Source organism: Dialister sp., from assembly GCF_051885895.1.
Classification (GTDB): domain Bacteria; phylum Bacillota; class Negativicutes; order Veillonellales; family Dialisteraceae; genus Dialister.
Map to the genome: position 1 here is coordinate 12,267 of NZ_JBJEXP010000029.1, position 19,250 is coordinate 31,516.

Here is a 19,250-nt window from a genome sequence, read left to right on the forward strand (position 1 = left end):
GTACATGGCCGGGGTTTTTGTTTTGGTGAATTAGTGGGTTAGTGGACTGGTGGCCAGCTACCCGATCCCAGTCCCAGTCCCGTTCCCGACTGTGCCACCATCATTTTCCATTTTTAATTTCCTCCACCACCCTTTGAACCTCTGCACCTTCTGCACCCTTTGAGCCCTCTGTACCCTTTTCATCATCTGTCCCTTCATGGTATAATGGGGAAGTAATTATGAACCCATTCATCATTGGATTAAAGGAGCGATAGAATGAGCAAGGTATATGTAACAGGTCATAAATCTCCGGATACCGACAGCATTGCTGCTGCCATTTCCTATTCCTATCTGAAAAGACAGCTGGGAATGGACGCAGTAGCTGCCAGAGCAGGGGAACCGAATAAGGAAACAAAATTTGCCCTTGATTATTTCAAAGTAGAAGCACCGGTGCTTCTCACCAATGTGGCAAGAAAAGATGAATCGGAAGAAAAAACAAAGCTGATTCTGGTGGACCACAATGAATCCAAACAGTGCGTAGACGGCATTAAAGATGCAGAAGTGCTGGAACTCATCGATCATCATCGTCTCGGCGACTTTGAAACAGAAAGCCCCATTTTCATCCTGATCCGCCCGGTAGGCTGTGTGAACACCGTGATTTACGGCCTTTACAAGCAGAACGGCATTAAACCGTCCAGGGAAGTGGCAGGCATGATGCTTTCCGCCATTATTTCCGATACAGTTCTCTTCCGTTCTCCCACCTGCACCGAGGAAGATAAGGCAGCCGTCAAAGAACTGGCTGAAATTGCTGGCGTAGATTATGAAAAGTACGGCATGGACATGCTGAAAGCCGGCGCTGATATTTCCGACTATCCTGCTGAAAAACTGGCTCATAACGATACCAAGGAATTTGAAGCCGGCGGAAAGACCTTCTCCTGCGGACAGATTTCCGTGATGGACGTGGAACCCATCAATGCCAAGAAGGCAGACATCATGAAAGCCCTGGAAGCCACCAAGGCTGAAAAGAACTATGAAGCCTCCTATCTGATGGTGACCAATATCCTCACCGAAGATACCTATCTCTGGTTCACAAAGGGCGCTGAAGAAGCGGCAGAAAAAGCCTTCGGCAAGAAGGCGGAAAACGGTATGGTTTACCTGCCGAAAGTCATGTCCCGTAAAAAACAGGTGGCTCCGTTCCTTTTGAAGGTTTATGGAGAATAATGAAATTCCGGGATAGCGGCATGATGACTCATGGCTGATTCCCTGAGGAAGAACTCATACATGACTCTGTCATATATGAGTTTTTCTTTTTGGAGGAGCAGAATCGGCGGAAGGCAGATGAGACCTTTTCGCCGGAAGGCCTCTATTCCACTCATTTTATGGAAGGAGTAAGAATGACAGATTTTTTAAATACATTGAATGACCGCCAGCTGGAAGCGGTGAAGCAGGTGGAAGGCCCGGTACTGATCATGGCCGGCGCCGGTTCGGGAAAGACAAAAGCCCTGACCTGCCGTATTGCCTACATGCTGTCTCTGGGCATCCGTCCCAGTGAAATTCTGGCCATTACGTTTACCAATAAGGCAGCCAAGGAAATGCGGGACCGCGTTCACGGTCTGGTAGGGCCGGCTGCCGATAAGATCTGGATGTATACCTTCCATTCCTTCGGCGCCCGCTTTCTGCGCCGGGAAATAGGAAATTATCCTCCCTATACCGATAAATTTACCATTTATGACTCCGATGATTCCAAGCAGCTGGTGAAAAATGTGCTGAAGGAACTGAATCTGGATGACAAGCAGTTCCAGCCCAATGCAGTGCAGAGCGCTATTTCCACAGCCAAGAACAAGCTGCAGGATCCCAGGGCCTTCCGTCAGCAGGCAGGAAGCAATTTCTATAATCTGAAAGTAGCGGATGTGTATGATCTTTATGACAAGCACATGAAGCAGAACAACGCCCTTGACTTTGATGATCTTCTCTTTATCACTACGGCTCTTCTGGCCAATGAAACCATCCGCAGACGCTGGCAGGACCGGTTTCACTATATCCTGATCGACGAATACCAGGATACGAACCATGCCCAGTACCTTATGGCCAAGTACATTGCGGGAAGCCTGCAGAATATCTGCGCCGTAGGTGATGCAGACCAGAGTATTTATTCCTGGCGCGGCGCGGACCTTCGGAATATCATGGATTTCAAATCGGATTATCCCAAAGCCAAGGTTATCAAGCTGGAGCAGAACTACCGCTCCACCCAGACCATTCTGGATGCAGCCAATGCGGTGATTGAAAACAATCCGGACCGTCCCTCCAAAAAGCTGTGGACGGAGCAGAGAGGCGGCGCCCACCTGCAGTGGTATACCGCCATGGACGAGCACAATGAAGCGGAATTCATTGTGAATACCATGAAGAAAAAACATGATGAAGACCATGAGCCCTACGGAAATATGGCGGTGCTGTACCGGATGAATGCCCAGTCCCGTGTACTGGAAGAAACGCTGGTGAAACGGGGTATCGGTTATACCATGGTCGGGGGCACAAGATTCTATGACCGGGCGGAAATCCGGGATATGATGGCTTACCTCAAGGTGATCAACAATTTTCGGGACAATATCAGCCTGACCCGCATCATCAACGTACCGAAGCGGGGCATCGGCGCCACCACGGTACAGAAGCTGACAGACTATGCCAATGCAGGGGACATGTCCATGTTTGAAGGCATTATGGCAGTGGAAGGGTCCGATATTGCCTCTTCTGCCCAGCTGAAGCTGCAGAATTTCAGCGCTCTTATTTTTGATTTTCTGAATGCTTCTACGGAAATGAATATTTTCGACCTGCTCCAGAAAATCATGACGGATACGAAGTACCTGGCCCAGCTGCAGGAAAGCAATGATCCCCAGGCCCAGAGCAGAGAAGAAAACCTGGGCGAACTTCTCTCCGTAGCCAAGGACTTTACCACCACTCATCCCGGAGAAGGGCTTTCCGAATTTCTGGAACAGGTAGCCCTGGTGAATGATGTGGACGGCTATGAAGAAACGGATGATAAAGTCACCCTCATGACCATGCACAGCGCCAAGGGGCTGGAATTCCCTATTGTCTTCCTGCCCGGCATGGACGAAGGCATTTTCCCCGGCGTCCGCTCCATGATGGAAGAATCCAGGCTGGAAGAAGAACGGCGTCTCTGCTATGTGGCCATTACCCGGGCCAAAAAGGAGCTGTATCTCTGCAATGCCCATATGCGCACCATGTACGGGCAGATTAAGCCCTATATGGCCAGCCGATTCCTGGAAGAAATCCCTTCGGATCTCATAGATCACGTGGGGGTGGACCGGCAGAAGGAAACCATGCATGCAGCCGGCAGATGGCAGAATGAAAGCAGGAGCCGCTACGCTCTTTCCGACTCCGCCGTGGTGAACAAGCCGAAAAAGACAGGCGTCAAAGCAAGATATGACTGGAAAGTGGGAGACACCGCCCACCATAACCTCTGGGGAAATGGAAAAGTGGTGGCTGTCATGGGAAATGACAAGAATATGATGATTAAAGTGGATTTCCAGGGCAAGGTGCGCCAGCTCATGGTGGCCTTTGCGCCGATTACAAAGGTTGAATAAAAAAGAGGGACATCTATGGTACCGGAAGAAATCAGACAAAAAGTGCAGGAGCTCAGGAAGGAAATCCGTCATCACAGCTACCTGTACTATGTAAAGGATGCACCGGAAATTACGGATTATGAATTTGACCACCTTTACCGGGAGCTGGTGGATCTGGAAAAGGAATATCCTGAAATCGTGACGCCCGATTCTCCTACCCAGCGGGTAGGTGGGAAAGCGTCCGATGATTTTGGGAAAGTCCGTTTCAGAAAGCCCATGCTGAGTCTGGCCAACGCATTCAGTGCGGAAGAGCTCAGGGATTTTGACCGGCGGGTGAAGGAAGGACTGGGCGTAGACCGGGTAGAGTATATTACGGAGCTTAAAATCGACGGTCTTTCCATGAACCTGATCTATGAAAACGGCAGTCTTGTCCAGGGCCTGACCCGGGGCGACGGCAGAGTAGGGGAAGATGTGACAGCCAATGTGAAAACCATCCATACCATTCCCCTCTACATTGAAAATGCGCCGCCCTACATGGAAGTCAGAGGCGAGGTGTACATGCCCCGCAAAAGCTTTATTACCCTCAATGAAGAACGGGATGAAGCAGGTCTCATGCCCTTTGCCAATTGCCGGAACGCGGCGGCCGGTTCTCTGCGCCAGCTGGATCCCCATGTCACCGCCTCCAGAAACCTGGCTTTCTTCGCCTATGCGTTAGGCGATATCCAGGGGCTGGAAATCCACTCCCAGGAAGAACTGCTGCAGCAGCTGGAAAAATTCCATTTCCAGGTCAATCCGAACTATCGGAAATGGGACTCCATCGAAGGCGTCATTGAAGGCGTCAATGCCTGGGAAGTGAAGCGCCATAATCTGGGCTATGATACCGACGGCATGGTGATCAAGGTCAATGACTTTGCCCAGCAGAACCGGCTGGGAGCTACGGTGAAGGATCCCAAATGGGCCATGGCCTATAAATATCCGCCGGAAGAAGTGGAAACGACGGTGGAACGGATCGTTGTCACCATGGGACGCACCGGCGTGCTGACGCCCTCTGCAGACCTTGCGCCGGTACATCTGGCCGGCACTACGGTGAAACGGGCCACCCTGCACAATATGGATTTCATTCATGAAAAGGATATCCGCCAGGGAGACCATGTGATGATTTACAAAGCGGGGGAAATCATTCCTGAAATTTCCACCGTGCTGAAAGAAAAACGCACCGGCAGGGAAGAGGTCTTTGTCATGCCCGAACTCTGCCCTGTCTGTGGCAAACCGGTGCACCGGATCGAAGGAGAAGCGGCCTATCGCTGCACCAATCCGGACTGCGGCGGCGTGGTGCGGGAAAAGCTCATTCATTTTGCTTCCCGGGATGCCATGGACATTGAAGGCATGGGGCCATCGGTGGTGGACAGCCTTCTGGCTGCCCGGCTGGTGAATGATCCCGGCGACTTTTACCGCCTGAAACAGGAAGACATTGAACAGATCGAACGGATGGGTGAAAAAAGCGCCTCCAATCTGGTGAATGCCATTCAGGACAGTAAAGGAAGGGGCCTTTCCAAGCTGCTCTTCGGCCTGGGAGTGCGTTTTCTGGGAGCCAAGGGGGCAGAGCTCATTACGGCAAGATACCATACCATGGATGCCATTATCGGTGCTTCCGCTGAAGATATCCAGGAAACGGAAGGGATTGGAAAGGTTATCGCCGGAAGCCTCTATGACTATCTCCATGATGTCAAGAACCTTGCGGTCATTCAAAAGCTGAAGGACGCAGGAGTTCTCATGGAAGAAGTGAAGGAAGAACCGGCAGGACAGGCCTTTGCGGGCGAAATGGTGGTGCTTACGGGAAAACTGTCATCCATGGGACGGCGGGAAGCCGGAAACATCATCAAACAGCAGGGCGGAGACACCCAGTCCTCTATTACCAACAAGACCACGCTGGTGGTGGCAGGCGAAGATGCAGGGAGCAAACTGGAGAAAGCCAGGGCTAAAAATATTCCTGTCATCGATGAAGAAACCTTCCTGCGGAGAGCAGGCATGCGGTCCTGAGAAAAGGAAATTTCTCTTTCTCAAGCGGGGAAGACTTCTGCCGCTGCATGGTTCGACGCATAAAAGCGTGGTATAATGAGAAAGCATATGACGAAAAAATTTCGGTATGAAAATTCGTTTCGGTGTTTCTGCCGAAACAGTTACAGGGGGAGATTGCATTGTTAGCATCCAGATTATACAGTCCTACATTACGTGAATTACCGGCTGACGCTGTAGTGGTAAGCCATCAGTACATGCTGAAAGCAGGTATGATGAGAAAGGTGGGAAACGGCATTTATTCATTCCTTCCGCTGGCATGGCGTTCAATTCGCAAGGTGGAAAAAATCATCCGCGAAGAAGTCAACAAGACCGGCGCTCAGGAAATCATGATGCCAATTCTGCAGCCTGCGGAACTGTGGCAGAAGACCGGCCGTTGGGAGGTATTCGGCCCGGAAATGTTCAAGCTGAAAGATCGGAATGACAGAGAATACTGCCTGGGACCGACCCATGAAGAACTGGTTACCACCCTGATTCAGATGGATACCACTTCCTATAAACAGCTTCCTGTTTCTGTATACCAGATCCAGAATAAATACCGTGATGAAAAGCGTCCCCGCTTCGGTCTCATGAGAAGCCGCGAATTCATTATGCAGGATGGATATACCTTTGATGCTGATGAAGAAGGACTGGATAAACAGTACAAGCTCATGTACGATGCCTATTCCCGTATCTTTACCCGCTGCGGCCTGACTTTCCGTCCGGTTATTGCCGATTCCGGCGCTATCGGCGGCAATGCATCCCACGAATTTGAAGTACTGGCAGATTCAGGGGAAGCAGATATCGTTTACTGCGATAACTGCGATTTTGCAGCTAATATTGAAGCCGTAGATCCCCTTACCATCCACAGCGATGTGCATAATGACAAGGAAAAGGAACTGGTAGAAACACCAGGGCAGCATACCATTGAAATGGTGTGCGATTTCCTCCATGCACCGGTAACACAGTCTGTCAAAGCTGTCGTTTATAATGTGGACGGCCTTGTGGTGCTGGCCATGGTTCGTGGCGATCATGAAGTGAATGAAACCAAAATCCAGCATATCTACAATGCCATCAATGTGGATATGGCTTCTGACGAAGATTTGAAACGGGTAGGCCTTACCGCCGGCTATATCAGCCCCATCGGTCTCAAGCGGACAAAGGAATTTGATATTGTGGTGGATCCTACCGTTATGGAAATGCAGGATGCCTGCTGCGGCGGCAATGAAAAGGACAAACATTACATCCACGTAAATCCGGCCCGTGACTTTACCGATGTACGGGTAGAAACCATCCGCCAGATTGATGAAGGAGATGTATGTCCGAAATGCGGCGGCCACATTGTACGGTGCCGGGGCATTGAAGTAGGACAGGTATTCAAACTGGGGACCAAGTACAGTGAAGCCCTGCATGCTACCTACCTGGACAACCAGGGAAAATCCCATCCTTTCGTTATGGGCTGCTATGGCATCGGCGTCACAAGAACAGTGGCTGCTTCCATTGAACAGAACCACGATAAGGACGGAATTATCTGGCCTGCCTCCATTGCGCCCTACGAAGTAGTTATTGTGCCGGCCAACAACAAATCGGAAGAAGTCATGGCTGCGGCACAGAAATTGTATGATTCCATGGAAGACAGCCGGGATGAAGTAGTATTGGACGACAGGAACGAAAGAGCAGGCATTAAATTTAAAGATGCTGATCTTATCGGATATCCGGTGCGGGTAACCATTGGAAAGAAATGGCAGCAGTCCGGCAATGTGGAAATCAAACTCCGCCGTTCCGGTGAAGTAATCGAAGTGCCGCTGGAACAGTGCAAAGAAAAGGTGGCTGAAATCCTGGCCCGCCTTTATGCAGAAAATCGCTGATTACTGCCGCAGGAATCCGTTTTGATATCCCGTTTTCCGATGAAGAGGGGAGTGAACGCAGATGGAAGATAAAGAATTAGAAGCTTTAAGAAATTCAGTCAGAGCCATTGATAAAGAAATGGCCGCCCTGTTTCAGAAACGGCTGGCCCTTTCCAAGTGCATTGCCCAGTGCAAGCTGAAATCGGAAATCCCGGTCTTCGATGCCAAACGGGAGGAAAAGAACATAGAAGAGCTGTCCGGACTCATTGAAAATCTGTCCGTGCGGCCCGACTTTGTCCGCTGGTACCAGATGCTGATGGATATCAGCAAAAAGGTACAGAATCAATGGATCAGGGGAGAGAACAAATGACAGAAGAACTGCGGGGCACCGTAAGGAAAATCATATTTTCCAGCGATGATGGCAGATTCTGTGTATTTCTTCTGGAAGATAAAGAAAGCAGAAAAATAGTGACTGTCTCCTACAGAGGCGCTGTGCCCTATACAGGACAGTCCGTGCTGCTTCGGGGATGTTGGCAACGGCATCCCCGTTTTGGCATGCAGTTTAAATGCAGCACCGTGGAAAATGTAAAGCCTGAGGAGACAGAGGAAATCAAGCAGTTTCTGGCTTCCGGCATGATTGACGGCATCGGTCCGTCCATGGCTGAAAAAATCGTGGACCATTTCGGCAGGAAAACACTGGATATTTTTGAGAACCAGATCGATTCCCTCATAGATGTCCCGGGTTTAGGAGCCAAAACCCTGAAAAAAATCAGGGAATCCTATGAAAAGATCAAAGAAGAGCAGTCCCTCATTATGTTTCTGCAGTCTCAGGGCATTCCTGAACGGTTTGCCGCAGATATCCGGAAACGCTATGGCGACGAAGCGGAGGTAGTCCTTACCCGAGATCCCTATCGGATGGTGCGTGATATTCCGGGACTGACCTTTCGGGACGTGGACCGCATGGCCCTGACCAAGGGCATTGCTCCCGATGATTCCGACCGGATAGCCGAGGGGCTCCATTATGTCATTTCTCTGGCTTCAGGCCAGGGGCACGCCTGTGCACCGGAAGCCTCGGTTTTCCGGAATACCTCTCTGACTCTTGGCATTACGGAAGATCTTGTCCGCTCTGCAGGAAAGGAGTTTGAAGAAGATGGACAGATTCCTTCCGTCTTCTGGAACGAAGAAAGATATCTTTATCTGCCCTCTCTCTATGAGGCGGAAACGGAGTCCGCTCTCCGCATCAAATCCCTCCTGCAGGCAGAATCCCTTGGCTCCGCTGGTCTGGCCATTGAAAAATTTGAACGGGAGAATCAGCTCAAACTGGCGGACAGGCAGAAAGAAGCCGTACAGAAAGCTCTTGAGTCAGGGGTGCTGATTATTACCGGCGGCCCGGGCACAGGAAAAACGACCCTTGTCCGTGCGGTGATTACAGCGGCCAGGCAGTTCCAGCTGAAGGTGCGGCTTATGGCGCCTACGGGGAGAGCGGCCAAAAGGCTGTCCCTGTCCAGCGGCGTGGAGGCCGACACCATCCATAAGGCGCTGGAAGCGGAAATGAGGGACAGCGGCGGCACCCTGTTCAATCGAAATGAAACGGATCCTCTGGAAGAGGATCTCATCATTGTAGATGAAGCATCCATGATGGATATTTCCCTTTTTTACCACCTTCTCTGCGCACTGAAGGAAGGGGCCCGGCTTATCCTGGTGGGCGATATAGACCAGCTGCCTCCGGTAGGACCCGGTTCTCCCCTGAGAGACCTGATCCGGTGGGGAGAAGTGCCGGTGGTGCGGCTGACTCAGATTTTCAGGCAGAAGGAGGGAAGCGGCATTATTGACAATGCGGCCCGCATCCGCTCCGGCGAAAGCTGTTTTCCCGATGAGGAAGGGGAGTTTTCCATTTATTATGCCTCTTCCGAAATGGATGCTTTTCAGGAGGTCATGTCCCTCTGTGAAGAACTGCAGTACGGCAGTGATAAGATGAAAATGTCCATGCAGGTGCTGTCACCTATGTACCGCGGCGTATGCGGCGTGGACAATCTGAACCATGCCATCCAGGAACAGGTGCATCACTGCGAAGTGGCGGCAGGACCCTCCCATTTCATGATCGGCGACAAAGTCATGCAGAAGAGAAATGACTATGAAAAGGGTATCTATAACGGGGATCTGGGCATTGTATGGGCTGTGGATAAAAATAAAATTTTTGTCCGCTTTGACAGCGGAGAAGTGGTGTTTGAAGGAGAAGAAAGAAACAGTATCCAGCTGGCTTATGCCTGCACCGTGCATAAAAGCCAGGGCAGTGAATATGATACGGTTATTCTGGTGCTCCTTCCCAGCCAGAGCATCATGCTGAAGAGAAATCTGCTTTATACCGGCGTCACAAGGGCGAAAAAGAGGACCATCCTCATTTCCACAGAAGACGCCATTTCCCGGGCAGTCAGCCGGGCCGACACAGCCAGCCGCTACAGCCTTTTCCTTCCCCTGCTGAAAGAGGAGGCAGAGCCATGAACCTTTTCAAAGACCTGGCGGATCTCCTTTATCCTGTAACCTGCCCGGGCTGCGGCAGAGTCATGGACAGAGATATCGTGTGGTGCAGCAGCTGCCTCACAAAAATCTGGAATCCCCGTCTCATCAATTCATCCCGTACTGAGCACCTGCAGGGCTGCTATACCCTCTGCAGCTATGAAGGGGCAGTCAGAAACTGCATTATAGAGGTCAAGTACGGCGGAAGGGCAGATCGGAAGCAGGTCTTTTATCCCCTCCTGGCCCGTTTTCCCTACTGGGACCGGCTGTCTGCCTTCCACCTGGTAATTCCTGTTCCCCTGTCGAAAAAGAAAAAAGAAGCCCGCGGCTATAACCAGGTGGACCTCATGTTTGAAGACTGGATGAAAGAGCAGGGGAAAACCTATCTTCCCCAGGGACTGGTAAGGTTCAGAAGTGCAGAAACCCAGTCCCTCCTCTCCAGACGGGAGCGGTATGAAAATATCAGAGGCGTGTTTCATATCAATAAAAATCTGGATATAAAGGGGAAATCCATTCTGATAGCCGATGACGTATATACTACCGGCGCCACAATGGAAGCAGCGGCCCACGAGCTGATGCGGGCCGGGGCAAAGACTGTGATGGGCATAACCATCGCCAGCGGTGCCATGTGAAGATGGATTTCTCCGGGCCCGGGCCTTTGGATGCTCTCGACTGACCATATCACTGTCTATCCCAAACAAGATGTCAGGCCTGCCTTTACAGATGGACCGGATATAGAAGTGGGTGAAGCAAAGAAAAATTCCGATTATGTTATAATAAAGTAAGTTATAAAACATAATGAAGGAAGGTGAGTCTCTAATGGAGAAGATTGAAGGAACGGTTACAACGGCCATTTCTTATGCCAAGACGATTGATGCAAAGGCAAGAGAACAGATCCGCCGAATGTGCAGCTATGAACTGACAGAGGGAAGCCGAGTACGGATTATGCCGGATGTTCACGCCGGCAAAGGCTGTACGATCGGTACGACGATGACAATTACGGATAAGGCTGTACCCAATATTGTGGGCGTGGATATTGGCTGCGGCATGTATACAATTGATCTTGGAAGCCAGCCAATAGATTTTGCTGCACTCGATCAAGCGGCTCATACCGTACCTTCCGGGATGAACGTATGGCCCGAGAAGCAGGCCGATTTTGATTTGAAGCAGCTCTATTGTTATGACAAACTTAAAAAGCTGTCCTGGATTGCATGCAGTATCGGTACTTTGGGCAGCGGAAATCATTTCATCGAAGTGGATGAAACTCACCATGGACAGCATTATCTCGTCATTCATACAGGGAGTCGGAATCTCGGCAAACAGGTAGCGGAAATTTATCAACAGACAGCAGTTGAACTGAATGCTCACGGTGAAAGGCTGGAAGAACGGCTTGGCCATATTATAGAGGAATACAAGGCAGCGGGAAGACAGAAAGAAATCCAGCAGGCCATTAAACAGGCGAAAGTGGAACAGCGCCGGAAAAAGATACCGGCTGACCTTTGTTATGTTTCCGGCAAGTACCTGAAACAGTATCTCCATGATGTGGATCTTTGTCAGCAGTTTGCCAAGCTTAACCGGGAAATGATTGCGAAAGCGCTTCTGGAAATGACAGGCCTTCAGTCTGGCGAAGCATTTCATACGATTCATAACTACATTGACGTAAATGAAATGATTTTACGGAAAGGGGCCATTGCTGCGCATCAGGGTGAAAAGGTTCTTATTCCCATTAATATGCGTGACGGAAGTATTCTGGCGGTTGGCAAAGGAAATGCTGAGTGGAATTATTCTGCTCCTCACGGGGCCGGCCGTATTATGTCCCGTACCCAGGCTGTAAAAACGCTTTCTCTCCAGGAATACCGTAAGGAAATGGCGGGAGTTTATACGACATCCGTCAATGAAGGGACTATCGATGAGGCCCCTATGGCCTATAAATCTCTGAACGATATCCTGGATGTGATTGGTGATACTGTCGATGTTATTGAGGTGATGAAACCTGTCTACAATTTCAAAGCCTCTGAAGACAAACATTTCTAGATTTCATAAATTTTTATCCATAAAAAAGATGCCTTCCTGCAAACTGGTGAAAAACTGTGGGAAGGCATCTTTTTATTTGGCCCTGCAGCAGGCTGGAAGACAGCGTATCAGACCAGGGCGTTCTGCTGTTATAAAAGATCAGAAATTATCTTTATTTTCTTTGTACAGGGATGGCAGGATGGAAGCGAGGTTGGTGAATTCTTCAATGTTGTGACGGAACAGCCCTCTGACTGCTGCCAGCGGGATTTGCTGACCTTCCGGCAGGGTTTTTACAATGCGGCCGTTGACCTCTCCGTAGCCGATCCAGAAGCGGGAACAGAACATGATACCTTTCTGATAGGGATACCATTTATGTGTCATAGCCGCAGCAATCCGGCTCTTATCGATACCGCATACCAGAGATGAGCATTTGGGGGTTCCAATGAGGGACTCGTCATAGCCGAAATCCCTGGGCCGCATAAAGCAGAGGTGAAGTGCCTCCGGTCCCATGCCGGCATCTTCCAGAATATAGTGTTCCACACCCCAGGTTTTCTGATTTACCGGAACATGAGGGTCGCACACATAGGCTGCGTTATCCGCCCGGGCAAAATAGTGATCCTTCGGGTCCCAGATTTTATACCGGAGGTCACTGCCCACGCTGTGCCATGGAAACCACCAGTCCATCATCTCACTGGTAACGCCGGGCATATAGGTGGCATTGGCGGAAAAACCGGTTCCATCCTCACAGATGCCAAATCCTATCTGTATATATCCCTCTGCTTCATCTTCACCTGAGAGGAATTTGTTTCTCTCTTCAAAAGGAATGACATGGCTCTGCGGTTCTTTATTCAGAAGATCCAGTTTCTCCTGAGGAACCGGGGCCATGGGTTTTAGAAAGTATTTGAAATAAGGAAGGCTCATTTCTTCCTTTGTAACCGATACCTTTTCACCGCGCTTTAAAATTCTGCTCATGTGTATGGTCCTCCTTTTCATCAGATATGTGTATTATAACTATTGATTTTATGGAAATCTAATAAGAATATTGCCTCTATTTATAATCAATGCTTATTACTGATTGCTTTCTGTTCATCTTCCCTGTATACTGGACATCAAAGGAGGCGCACCATGAATATCCGCCAGTTACAGTATTTTGCCGCCGTTGCTGGCACGCTGAATTTCACGAAAGCCGCCAGAAAACTTTATGTATCACAAACCGCTGTTACCCAGCAGATACAGGCTCTTGAAAAGGAAATGAATCTGGTACTCTTTAAAAGGAATCACCGGCATGTGGAACTGACGCCTGAAGGAAAGGCATTTCTCCCTGCAGTCCGGAGTATTCTCCAGGAACTTCAGGAGGCTGAGGAGCGCTGCCATAATCTCACCACCGGTATTACAGGATCTCTGACTATCGGCATGGTAAAAGACTATGCAGCCGTGAATTTTGTGGATGTGCTGGATAGATTCAGCCGGAATTATCCCAATATTTCCCTTCGTTTTCTCCGCCTTACGGCAGGTGCCATTCATGAGGCTCTTGTTACCGGGAAAATAGATTTTGCCATTAACATTAAATTCGATACAGACTGTTTTCAGGAACTCCGTACTTTGGATCTTGCCACTGCGAACCTTACTGCTGTGGTGTCCCGCAGTCATCCTCTTGCCCGGAGGAATGCCGTCAATCGCGCTGATCTCAATGATGAAGATCTCTTCATATTGGAAACGCAGGAAAATGAAAAAATTGATGAGCACCAGCAGGTGTATCATTCTCTTTTTCCGGACAATACCCATCATGGAAAATTTCTTTTCATTCCGGATGTGGAGACAATTTTTTTCCTGGCATCATCCAACCAGGGCATAGGCCTTGTAGGTGACTATGTGTCACAGCTTCCTCTTTTTGAGAAGCACGTGAAAAGTCTGCCTCTGGCGGATATACAGCATCAGCTTACGATTGTGGCAGAGTGGAATGAAACAAATAAGAATCCCTCATTACAACGGCTTCTGGAAATGATAGGAGTCGGGAAACCGGATTAAAGGGGAAAGATAAAACTTTTTCTACTTGCAGGCTGTAAAAAGGAACTTTTTAATTTTTTAAAGTGTGCCTTGCAGAACCTTTTTGCATTAATTTTGAAATCAAAAGGGGACCCTATGCGATTCCGGATAAGGTCCATCTATATGCTGCTCTCAAAGTGATGGATATGGATTCATTAAACTTCATTAGCATGGGAGCTTTTAGAAAAATTGTTTGATTATATCAAACCAAGTATAATAACATATATCAACGACCGGCGGCAGAATGGATGCAGCAGCTTGATAGAAGAGCTGTGAAGGACACCCATTGCCGTCGGTGCCATATGAGGATGTTTTTGGGGAAGGAAAAACCTATGGAAATCAGGAAAAGCAATGCAGTGAAAGACAGGATTCAGGATCTCTGGAAGAATTATCTTCTTTCCACCGCCGCACAGGACATGCTTCTGGGAGAAGTGGCGGAACATCTTTATGTGGGAAATCTGGACTTTAAACAGATGGCAGCCCGGGGAGACTCTTATGTGTCTTCGGCCTATGTGGAAACCGGCTTTGCCGATGATATCGGAGAGCTGGCCTATGAACTCTGCCATGGGGGAGAAGACATGGCTCCTTTTTCAGAACTTTCCGATTCCATGACGGAAGAGGAAATCGGAGACGGGCTTTTTCATATCCTTGTCTCTCATATAAAAATGTACAGTGCTTCTGATATTTTAGATAATCCCTACTATCGAAAAGTGAAGGTCAAAAGAAAGACCAGAGAAGGGCATATTACCCTGACGGTGAATGACTACCTGCCGGGAGAGCTGATTCAGACTTACCATGACGGATTCCGGAAAGAAGATCCCTTTGCCTACGGCGATGCAGGATTTTTTGACAGCCGGGTTGTTTTTCCGGTACTTCTGGAAAACGGCAGCGTATGGATGAGCGTAGTACTGAGTGAGATCGAGTCCATGAAAGAGCCCCTGGAAAAAGCTAAAGGAAATGTAATCACCTATGGTCTGGGGCTTGGATATTATACCTTCATGGCTTCTGAAAAAGAGGATGTGGAGTCGGTGACAGTGGTGGAACTCAATCCACATATGATTTCCCTGTTTAAAAATCAGCTGCTCCCTCAATTTCCTCATCAGGAAAAAATTCATATTGTAGAGGGAAATGCGCTGACATATGTAAAAAATCAGGAAGACGGAGCCTTTGATTTTGGCTTCAGTGATTTTTGGGGAGGTCTTGAAGACGGACTTTTTCTATATCTGTCTTTTGCATCTAGGACAGCCCGCTTCCGAAGGACAATTCATGATTACTGGATTGAAAATGCTTTTATTGATGCCTATTTCCGCCCGGCAGTCATGAAATTCCTGATGAAAAAAGGGCTGGGTAGAAATGTTATATTATTAGATCAGGGAAAGAAAGTCAGAAGGATCTGTGAACAATTTATTGCTTTCCTGGACAGAGAGCCTTTATCTGTGGATAGGGAAGAAGATATATACCGCCTTTTGGATACAAAGACCCTGGTATCCCTGGTGCGTAAGTTTGCTTCAGAAAACGTTGAATCTTGGTAAAGGAGAAGGATGTGTTGAAAAAATTACTGCCGGCACTTCTGCTGGCTGCTGCGCTGCAGACGGTTTCCTATGCGGAGGATCCTGTTTCCGTAAAGATGAAGGGAAATGATTTCAAAAATTTCACTGCCATTGAAATGGACGGAACGTTTTATACGGCACCGGTAGTCCTGTCCAAAGGCGGAAAATGGAAGTTATCCTGGGAGAAGGATAAGCTCTATGTATACCTGACACCGGCGTCCCTCAAGAAGGAGGAAAAGGTTGAAATTCCCTACAAGGAAATCCAGGGAAGCAGATATGTGGATTTTTCCTATTTCAGTACGCCGGCAGGACTGGAATATGTGTACAAGCCCGGAAAGAAAGAGCTGACAGTAAAAAAGCGGAAAGAAAAATCCCGCCCGGCCAGGGAGGTCAGGGAAAGACCCCTGGTGCTGTGGGATGTGAATGATTCCTACCGGGCAGAAGATTCCGACTTTGCAGTGCTGCCCGGCAGACATGTTCTTTCTCCCTCCCTGGGGAGTTATGAAGATATGGAAAACAACCGGTACCGGTGGAATTTCGACTATCTGAAGCAGGTCAAAAAAAGTGATGCCGATATCATGCCCCTTGTCCACAATGACTTTGAGGTAAAAAAAACATCGCAGTTCATGCATGACAAAACGCGGCAGGCGGCTCTCATTTCCAAAATGGAAGCACTGGCGGAAGTTTACGGGCTCTATGGATACAATATAGATTTTGAAAATATGGATCCCCGGGATAAGGAGCTTTATACATCATTCATCAAAGATCTGTCCCTGCCTCTTCATCAGGCGGGAAAGAAGCTGACTGTAGATATTACCGTATATAATGAAGGCTCTCCTTCCTGGAGCCTCTGTTATGACAGGGAAAAACTGGCAGACTACTGTGATTATGAAATCATTATGGGGTATGATGAAACGCCCCGTACCAGTCCCTATGCAGGATCCGTATCCTCCTATTCCTGGCTGGATAAAAACATAGGACGGCTGGTACAGATGGTGCCGCCGGAAAAGCTGATCCTGGGTCTTCCGCTCTATACCAGGATTTATGAAGGAAAACCGGGGCATATGACATCCAGAGTGCTTCCTATGAAGGACCAGGATGCTCTGATCAGCAGGTATCACCTGAAACCGGTGTGGCAGCCCGATGCCAGGCAGTATACACTGAGCTGGAGAGAGGGTGGGGTGATGCACCGCACTTATATGGAGGAAGAAAAATCTCTCTCCGCCAAGGCGGAACTGGAAAAAACCTATGGCCTGGGAGGTCTTGCGTTCTGGCGATATGGCTTTGAAAAGAAGGGCATCTTCGGAAATCTATAGTCTTCATTTTGTGCAAAAAAAAAACGCCTGCAGATGCAGGCGTTTTTATGTGGGAATCGTATTGCTGTGAAAGAGAACTTTCAGAAAAGCGGATACCACTTCCGGATCAAAGAGTATGCCGGAGCCGGTCATTACATCTCTTGAAATTTCAGAAATATCCTTTGATTTGAAATCGGGGGAAGAATAAACCATATCATCATAGTAGCTGGCCACCGATATGATTCGGGCACCCAGAGGGATATTTACGTTTTTCAGATGTTTGGGATACCCCGTACCGTCCCAGCGTTCATGATGGCAGCGGATATAGGGAAGAAGATCCTGACATCCCGGTACCGATTCCAGCATGTTGGCCCCCAGTTCGGGGTGCTTTTTATAAAGGGAAAGCTCACGTCTTGAAAGATAGGGTACCTTGGAGAGTATACGATTGGGGATAGTAAGAAGCCCGATATCATGCAGGAGTCCTGCATAGCGGATCAGGGTGATCTCATTGGCGGGAAGCCGCATATAAACGGCTGTGGCTCCGGAATAATTAGCCACCCGTACGGAATGTTCATATAAATCTTTGGACTTTAAACGCAGAAGTTCAATAAAATGGGTGGTTATCATATCAAGTGTATTTTGTGTTTCCTGGAATGTGCCAGGACTTTGGAAAAGTGATGAGCTGTACATAGAGACTTCCATTCCAAGTATCAATAAAAAAGCAGCCTTGGAAGGCTGCTTCAACAGATCTAAAGCGCCTGAAAAGTTTAATTGATTTTATGTCGTTTCATCCAGGCTGTCATGTAGGAACAGTCCGACTGTATGGTGTAGTGATTTTCTGATGCCCAGCGGTAGAAAGCATCTGCTAAACGGGCGGCAATGCCCTGTCCTGCCAGCGCATCGGGGACAATGGTATGGATAACAGTGACCAGTCCGTGGTCATCAGTGTATTCCAGATAAGCCTTTCCTTCGGGATAGTTGATTTCAAAGATGTGGTCAGTTTCATTGTGTGTAATCATTTTCCACCTCATATACAATGCTATTTTACATAAACTTTTCGTAAAGGTCAAAGGAATGTTTATTTGGGGGTTGGATAGGAAATGCCTGACACCCATGCATATCAAATTCGATTCTGCCAATCAGGCGGCTGTTTCCTGTGCCTGTTTTCCCTGTCTCATATGATATAATTATTATACAGCTTCCCCAAGGGAGGCACATCACAGTTAAAATTTATTAGAAGATACAAGAAATCTTTGCAAATGTCAGTTCTTCCCCGGAAAGGAGAAAACATGAAACCGGTAGATATATATTTCCTTCATCACAGCGGTTTTATCCTGGAGCTGGAAAAGACGATCCTTGTTTTTGATTATTTTCAGGATCCGGAAAACAGGCTGGATGAGGTTCTTGCTCACAGGGATAAAAACCTGTATTTCTTTGTGTCCCATGTACATGGGGATCATTTCAATCCCTCTATCCGCCATTTTGAAAAAAGAGCCAAAGGTTATTTTCTGCACCGGGACTGCAGACTGAATCTGGATGACCGCCATCTTCTGCATGAGATGGAAGTGGGAGACAGGCTGAAAGCAGGTCCTCTTTCTGTCCACATGTATGGTTCAACCGATGCAGGCGGTTCCTATATGGTAGAGACAGAGGGCCTTCGCATTTTCCATGCAGGGGATCTTAACTGGTGGCACTGGGCCGGCGAGAGGGATGAGGATAACCGGGACGCACGGGATGCCTTTTTCCGGGAACTTTCCCGAATTAAGGAAAAGAAGGTCGATATAGCCCTGCTGCCTGTGGATGCAAGGCAGCAGGTGGCCAGGGAATGGGGAGTTAAACAGTTCCTCCGCCATTTCTCGGCCCACCTTCTGATTCCCATGCATGCTTTTGGACAGCGTTGGGCGCCGTCTTATGAATTTCACTGGCTTTTCCCGGATCAGGACATATGGATTCCGGAAAAAGATGGAGACCATGTGGGGAGGATTCTATGATTTCCATGACCTGGATCTACATTATGCTGCTCATGCTGGCAGGCAGTTTCATACTGCAGATGATCCCTCTTCTTTTTTACTTTCCTGCGGTATTGATTGTCAATGGCATTATTTTTCTGGCTGCTTTTATTCTGATACGGCGGGATCCTTTCATAGAAAAACGGGCTAATATCCTTTTCATGGCAGGACTGACGGTTATCAATGTTCTGACAGATCTGGGCATTCTTTCCTATCTCATGTCCTGGGCTGCTTTCGGCGCCCTGGTCGTTTGGTCTGCCTTCGGCGGAGGAAGAGGACATTAATCAGGCCTGAAGAGGGGCCGGGATATGGTTGTCTGGTTTTCACCTTATATCTTCCGCACAGTATATGGAGAAGG

16 protein-coding genes are annotated in these 19,250 nt (G+C 48.6%); 13 read left to right on the plus strand and 3 right to left on the minus strand.

Features of this window, described 5'->3' with window-relative positions; genetic code table 11:
• Positions 1 to 255: 255 nt before the first annotated feature.
• The 8 genes from ACI4N7_RS02265 (at position 256) to ACI4N7_RS02300 (ending at position 12,013) form a co-directional block, all read left to right on the plus strand.
• A complete protein-coding gene (locus ACI4N7_RS02265) occupies positions 256 to 1,200 on the plus strand; it encodes a manganese-dependent inorganic pyrophosphatase (protein WP_439731748.1) in 945 nt (314 codons plus the stop codon).
• A 173-nt stretch (positions 1,201 to 1,373) separates the two neighbouring features.
• Positions 1,374 to 3,581: a DNA helicase PcrA gene (gene pcrA, locus ACI4N7_RS02270; protein WP_439731749.1), complete on the plus strand. Its 2,208-nt coding sequence runs from the start codon at positions 1,374 to 1,376 to the stop codon at positions 3,579 to 3,581.
• A gap of 15 nt (positions 3,582 to 3,596) precedes the next feature.
• Positions 3,597 to 5,600 carry an NAD-dependent DNA ligase LigA gene (gene ligA / locus ACI4N7_RS02275; protein ID WP_439731750.1) on the plus strand — a complete coding sequence of 668 codons (2,004 nt, stop codon included), beginning with the start codon at positions 3,597 to 3,599 and terminating at the stop codon, positions 5,598 to 5,600.
• A 158-nt stretch (positions 5,601 to 5,758) separates the two neighbouring features.
• Positions 5,759 to 7,483 (plus strand): proline--tRNA ligase, encoded by a 1,725-nt coding sequence (locus tag ACI4N7_RS02280; RefSeq protein WP_439731751.1) that lies wholly within the window; start codon positions 5,759 to 5,761, stop codon positions 7,481 to 7,483.
• Positions 7,484 to 7,544: 61 nt separating this feature from the next.
• The gene (locus tag ACI4N7_RS02285; protein WP_439731752.1) at positions 7,545 to 7,832 is read left to right on the plus strand and encodes a chorismate mutase; all 288 of its coding nucleotides are present in this window, start codon (positions 7,545 to 7,547) and stop codon (positions 7,830 to 7,832) included.
• Entirely contained in the window at positions 7,829 to 9,964 is a 2,136-nt protein-coding gene (gene recD2 / locus ACI4N7_RS02290; protein WP_439731753.1) for an SF1B family DNA helicase RecD2, read from the plus strand. Before ACI4N7_RS02285 ends, recD2 begins: the two co-directional genes overlap by 4 nt.
• Positions 9,961 to 10,611 carry a ComF family protein gene (locus tag ACI4N7_RS02295; protein ID WP_439731754.1) on the plus strand — a complete coding sequence of 217 codons (651 nt, stop codon included), beginning with the start codon at positions 9,961 to 9,963 and terminating at the stop codon, positions 10,609 to 10,611. Before recD2 ends, ACI4N7_RS02295 begins: the two co-directional genes overlap by 4 nt.
• A gap of 187 nt (positions 10,612 to 10,798) precedes the next feature.
• On the plus strand, positions 10,799 to 12,013 hold the full coding sequence (locus tag ACI4N7_RS02300; RefSeq protein WP_439731755.1) for an RtcB family protein: 1,215 nt from the start codon (positions 10,799 to 10,801) through the stop codon (positions 12,011 to 12,013).
• A 138-nt stretch (positions 12,014 to 12,151) separates the two neighbouring features.
• On the opposite strand, the gene ACI4N7_RS02305 is transcribed toward ACI4N7_RS02300, so the two are convergent.
• Positions 12,152 to 12,964 carry a DAPG hydrolase family protein gene (locus tag ACI4N7_RS02305; RefSeq protein WP_439731756.1) on the minus strand — a complete coding sequence of 271 codons (813 nt, stop codon included), beginning with the start codon at positions 12,962 to 12,964 and terminating at the stop codon, positions 12,152 to 12,154.
• A 153-nt stretch (positions 12,965 to 13,117) separates the two neighbouring features.
• On the opposite strand from ACI4N7_RS02305, the gene ACI4N7_RS02310 reads away from it, so the two are divergent.
• The 3 genes from ACI4N7_RS02310 (at position 13,118) to ACI4N7_RS02320 (ending at position 16,904) form a co-directional block, all read left to right on the plus strand.
• Positions 13,118 to 14,020 carry a LysR family transcriptional regulator gene (locus ACI4N7_RS02310; protein ID WP_439731757.1) on the plus strand — a complete coding sequence of 301 codons (903 nt, stop codon included), beginning with the start codon at positions 13,118 to 13,120 and terminating at the stop codon, positions 14,018 to 14,020.
• Between the two features lie 350 nt (positions 14,021 to 14,370).
• Entirely contained in the window at positions 14,371 to 15,570 is a 1,200-nt protein-coding gene (locus tag ACI4N7_RS02315; protein ID WP_439731758.1) for a hypothetical protein, read from the plus strand.
• A 14-nt stretch (positions 15,571 to 15,584) separates the two neighbouring features.
• Positions 15,585 to 16,904 carry a glycosyl hydrolase family 18 protein gene (locus ACI4N7_RS02320; RefSeq protein ID WP_439731759.1) on the plus strand — a complete coding sequence of 440 codons (1,320 nt, stop codon included), beginning with the start codon at positions 15,585 to 15,587 and terminating at the stop codon, positions 16,902 to 16,904.
• A gap of 45 nt (positions 16,905 to 16,949) precedes the next feature.
• On the opposite strand, the gene ACI4N7_RS02325 is transcribed toward ACI4N7_RS02320, so the two are convergent.
• Positions 16,950 to 17,573, minus strand: coding sequence for an HD-GYP domain-containing protein (locus ACI4N7_RS02325; protein ID WP_439731760.1), 624 nt, complete (start codon positions 17,571 to 17,573; stop codon positions 16,950 to 16,952).
• A gap of 77 nt (positions 17,574 to 17,650) precedes the next feature.
• Positions 17,651 to 17,902: a GNAT family N-acetyltransferase gene (locus ACI4N7_RS02330; RefSeq protein WP_439731761.1), complete on the minus strand. Its 252-nt coding sequence runs from the start codon at positions 17,900 to 17,902 to the stop codon at positions 17,651 to 17,653.
• 270 nt (positions 17,903 to 18,172) lie between these two features.
• Here ACI4N7_RS02330 and ACI4N7_RS02335 point away from each other — a divergent pair, with 270 nt between their 5' ends.
• Together ACI4N7_RS02335 and ACI4N7_RS02340 are read left to right on the plus strand one after the other, a co-directional pair.
• Positions 18,173 to 18,874 carry an MBL fold metallo-hydrolase gene (locus ACI4N7_RS02335; RefSeq protein ID WP_439731762.1) on the plus strand — a complete coding sequence of 234 codons (702 nt, stop codon included), beginning with the start codon at positions 18,173 to 18,175 and terminating at the stop codon, positions 18,872 to 18,874.
• On the plus strand, positions 18,871 to 19,176 hold the full coding sequence (locus tag ACI4N7_RS02340) for a hypothetical protein (RefSeq protein WP_439731763.1): 306 nt from the start codon (positions 18,871 to 18,873) through the stop codon (positions 19,174 to 19,176). Before ACI4N7_RS02335 ends, ACI4N7_RS02340 begins: the two co-directional genes overlap by 4 nt.
• Positions 19,177 to 19,250: the final 74 nt, after the last annotated feature.

What these genes read in the sequence shown, in the direction of transcription:
- ACI4N7_RS02325 (WP_439731760.1), bottom strand. Translation starts at nt 17,573, where the DNA reads ATGTACAGCTCATCACTTTTCCAAAGTCCTGGCACATTCCAGGAAACA.
- ligA (WP_439731750.1), top strand. Translation starts at nt 3,597, where the DNA reads ATGGTACCGGAAGAAATCAGACAAAAAGTGCAGGAGCTCAGGAAGGAA.
- ACI4N7_RS02300 (WP_439731755.1), top strand. Translation starts at nt 10,799, where the DNA reads ATGGAGAAGATTGAAGGAACGGTTACAACGGCCATTTCTTATGCCAAG.
- ACI4N7_RS02285 (WP_439731752.1), top strand. Translation starts at nt 7,545, where the DNA reads ATGGAAGATAAAGAATTAGAAGCTTTAAGAAATTCAGTCAGAGCCATT.
- ACI4N7_RS02315 (WP_439731758.1), top strand. Translation starts at nt 14,371, where the DNA reads ATGGAAATCAGGAAAAGCAATGCAGTGAAAGACAGGATTCAGGATCTC.
- ACI4N7_RS02305 (WP_439731756.1), bottom strand. Translation starts at nt 12,964, where the DNA reads ATGAGCAGAATTTTAAAGCGCGGTGAAAAGGTATCGGTTACAAAGGAA.
- ACI4N7_RS02265 (WP_439731748.1), top strand. Translation starts at nt 256, where the DNA reads ATGAGCAAGGTATATGTAACAGGTCATAAATCTCCGGATACCGACAGC.
- pcrA (WP_439731749.1), top strand. Translation starts at nt 1,374, where the DNA reads ATGACAGATTTTTTAAATACATTGAATGACCGCCAGCTGGAAGCGGTG.
- recD2 (WP_439731753.1), top strand. Translation starts at nt 7,829, where the DNA reads ATGACAGAAGAACTGCGGGGCACCGTAAGGAAAATCATATTTTCCAGC.
- ACI4N7_RS02295 (WP_439731754.1), top strand. Translation starts at nt 9,961, where the DNA reads ATGAACCTTTTCAAAGACCTGGCGGATCTCCTTTATCCTGTAACCTGC.
- ACI4N7_RS02340 (WP_439731763.1), top strand. Translation starts at nt 18,871, where the DNA reads ATGATTTCCATGACCTGGATCTACATTATGCTGCTCATGCTGGCAGGC.
- ACI4N7_RS02335 (WP_439731762.1), top strand. Translation starts at nt 18,173, where the DNA reads ATGAAACCGGTAGATATATATTTCCTTCATCACAGCGGTTTTATCCTG.
- ACI4N7_RS02330 (WP_439731761.1), bottom strand. Translation starts at nt 17,902, where the DNA reads ATGATTACACACAATGAAACTGACCACATCTTTGAAATCAACTATCCC.
- ACI4N7_RS02310 (WP_439731757.1), top strand. Translation starts at nt 13,118, where the DNA reads ATGAATATCCGCCAGTTACAGTATTTTGCCGCCGTTGCTGGCACGCTG.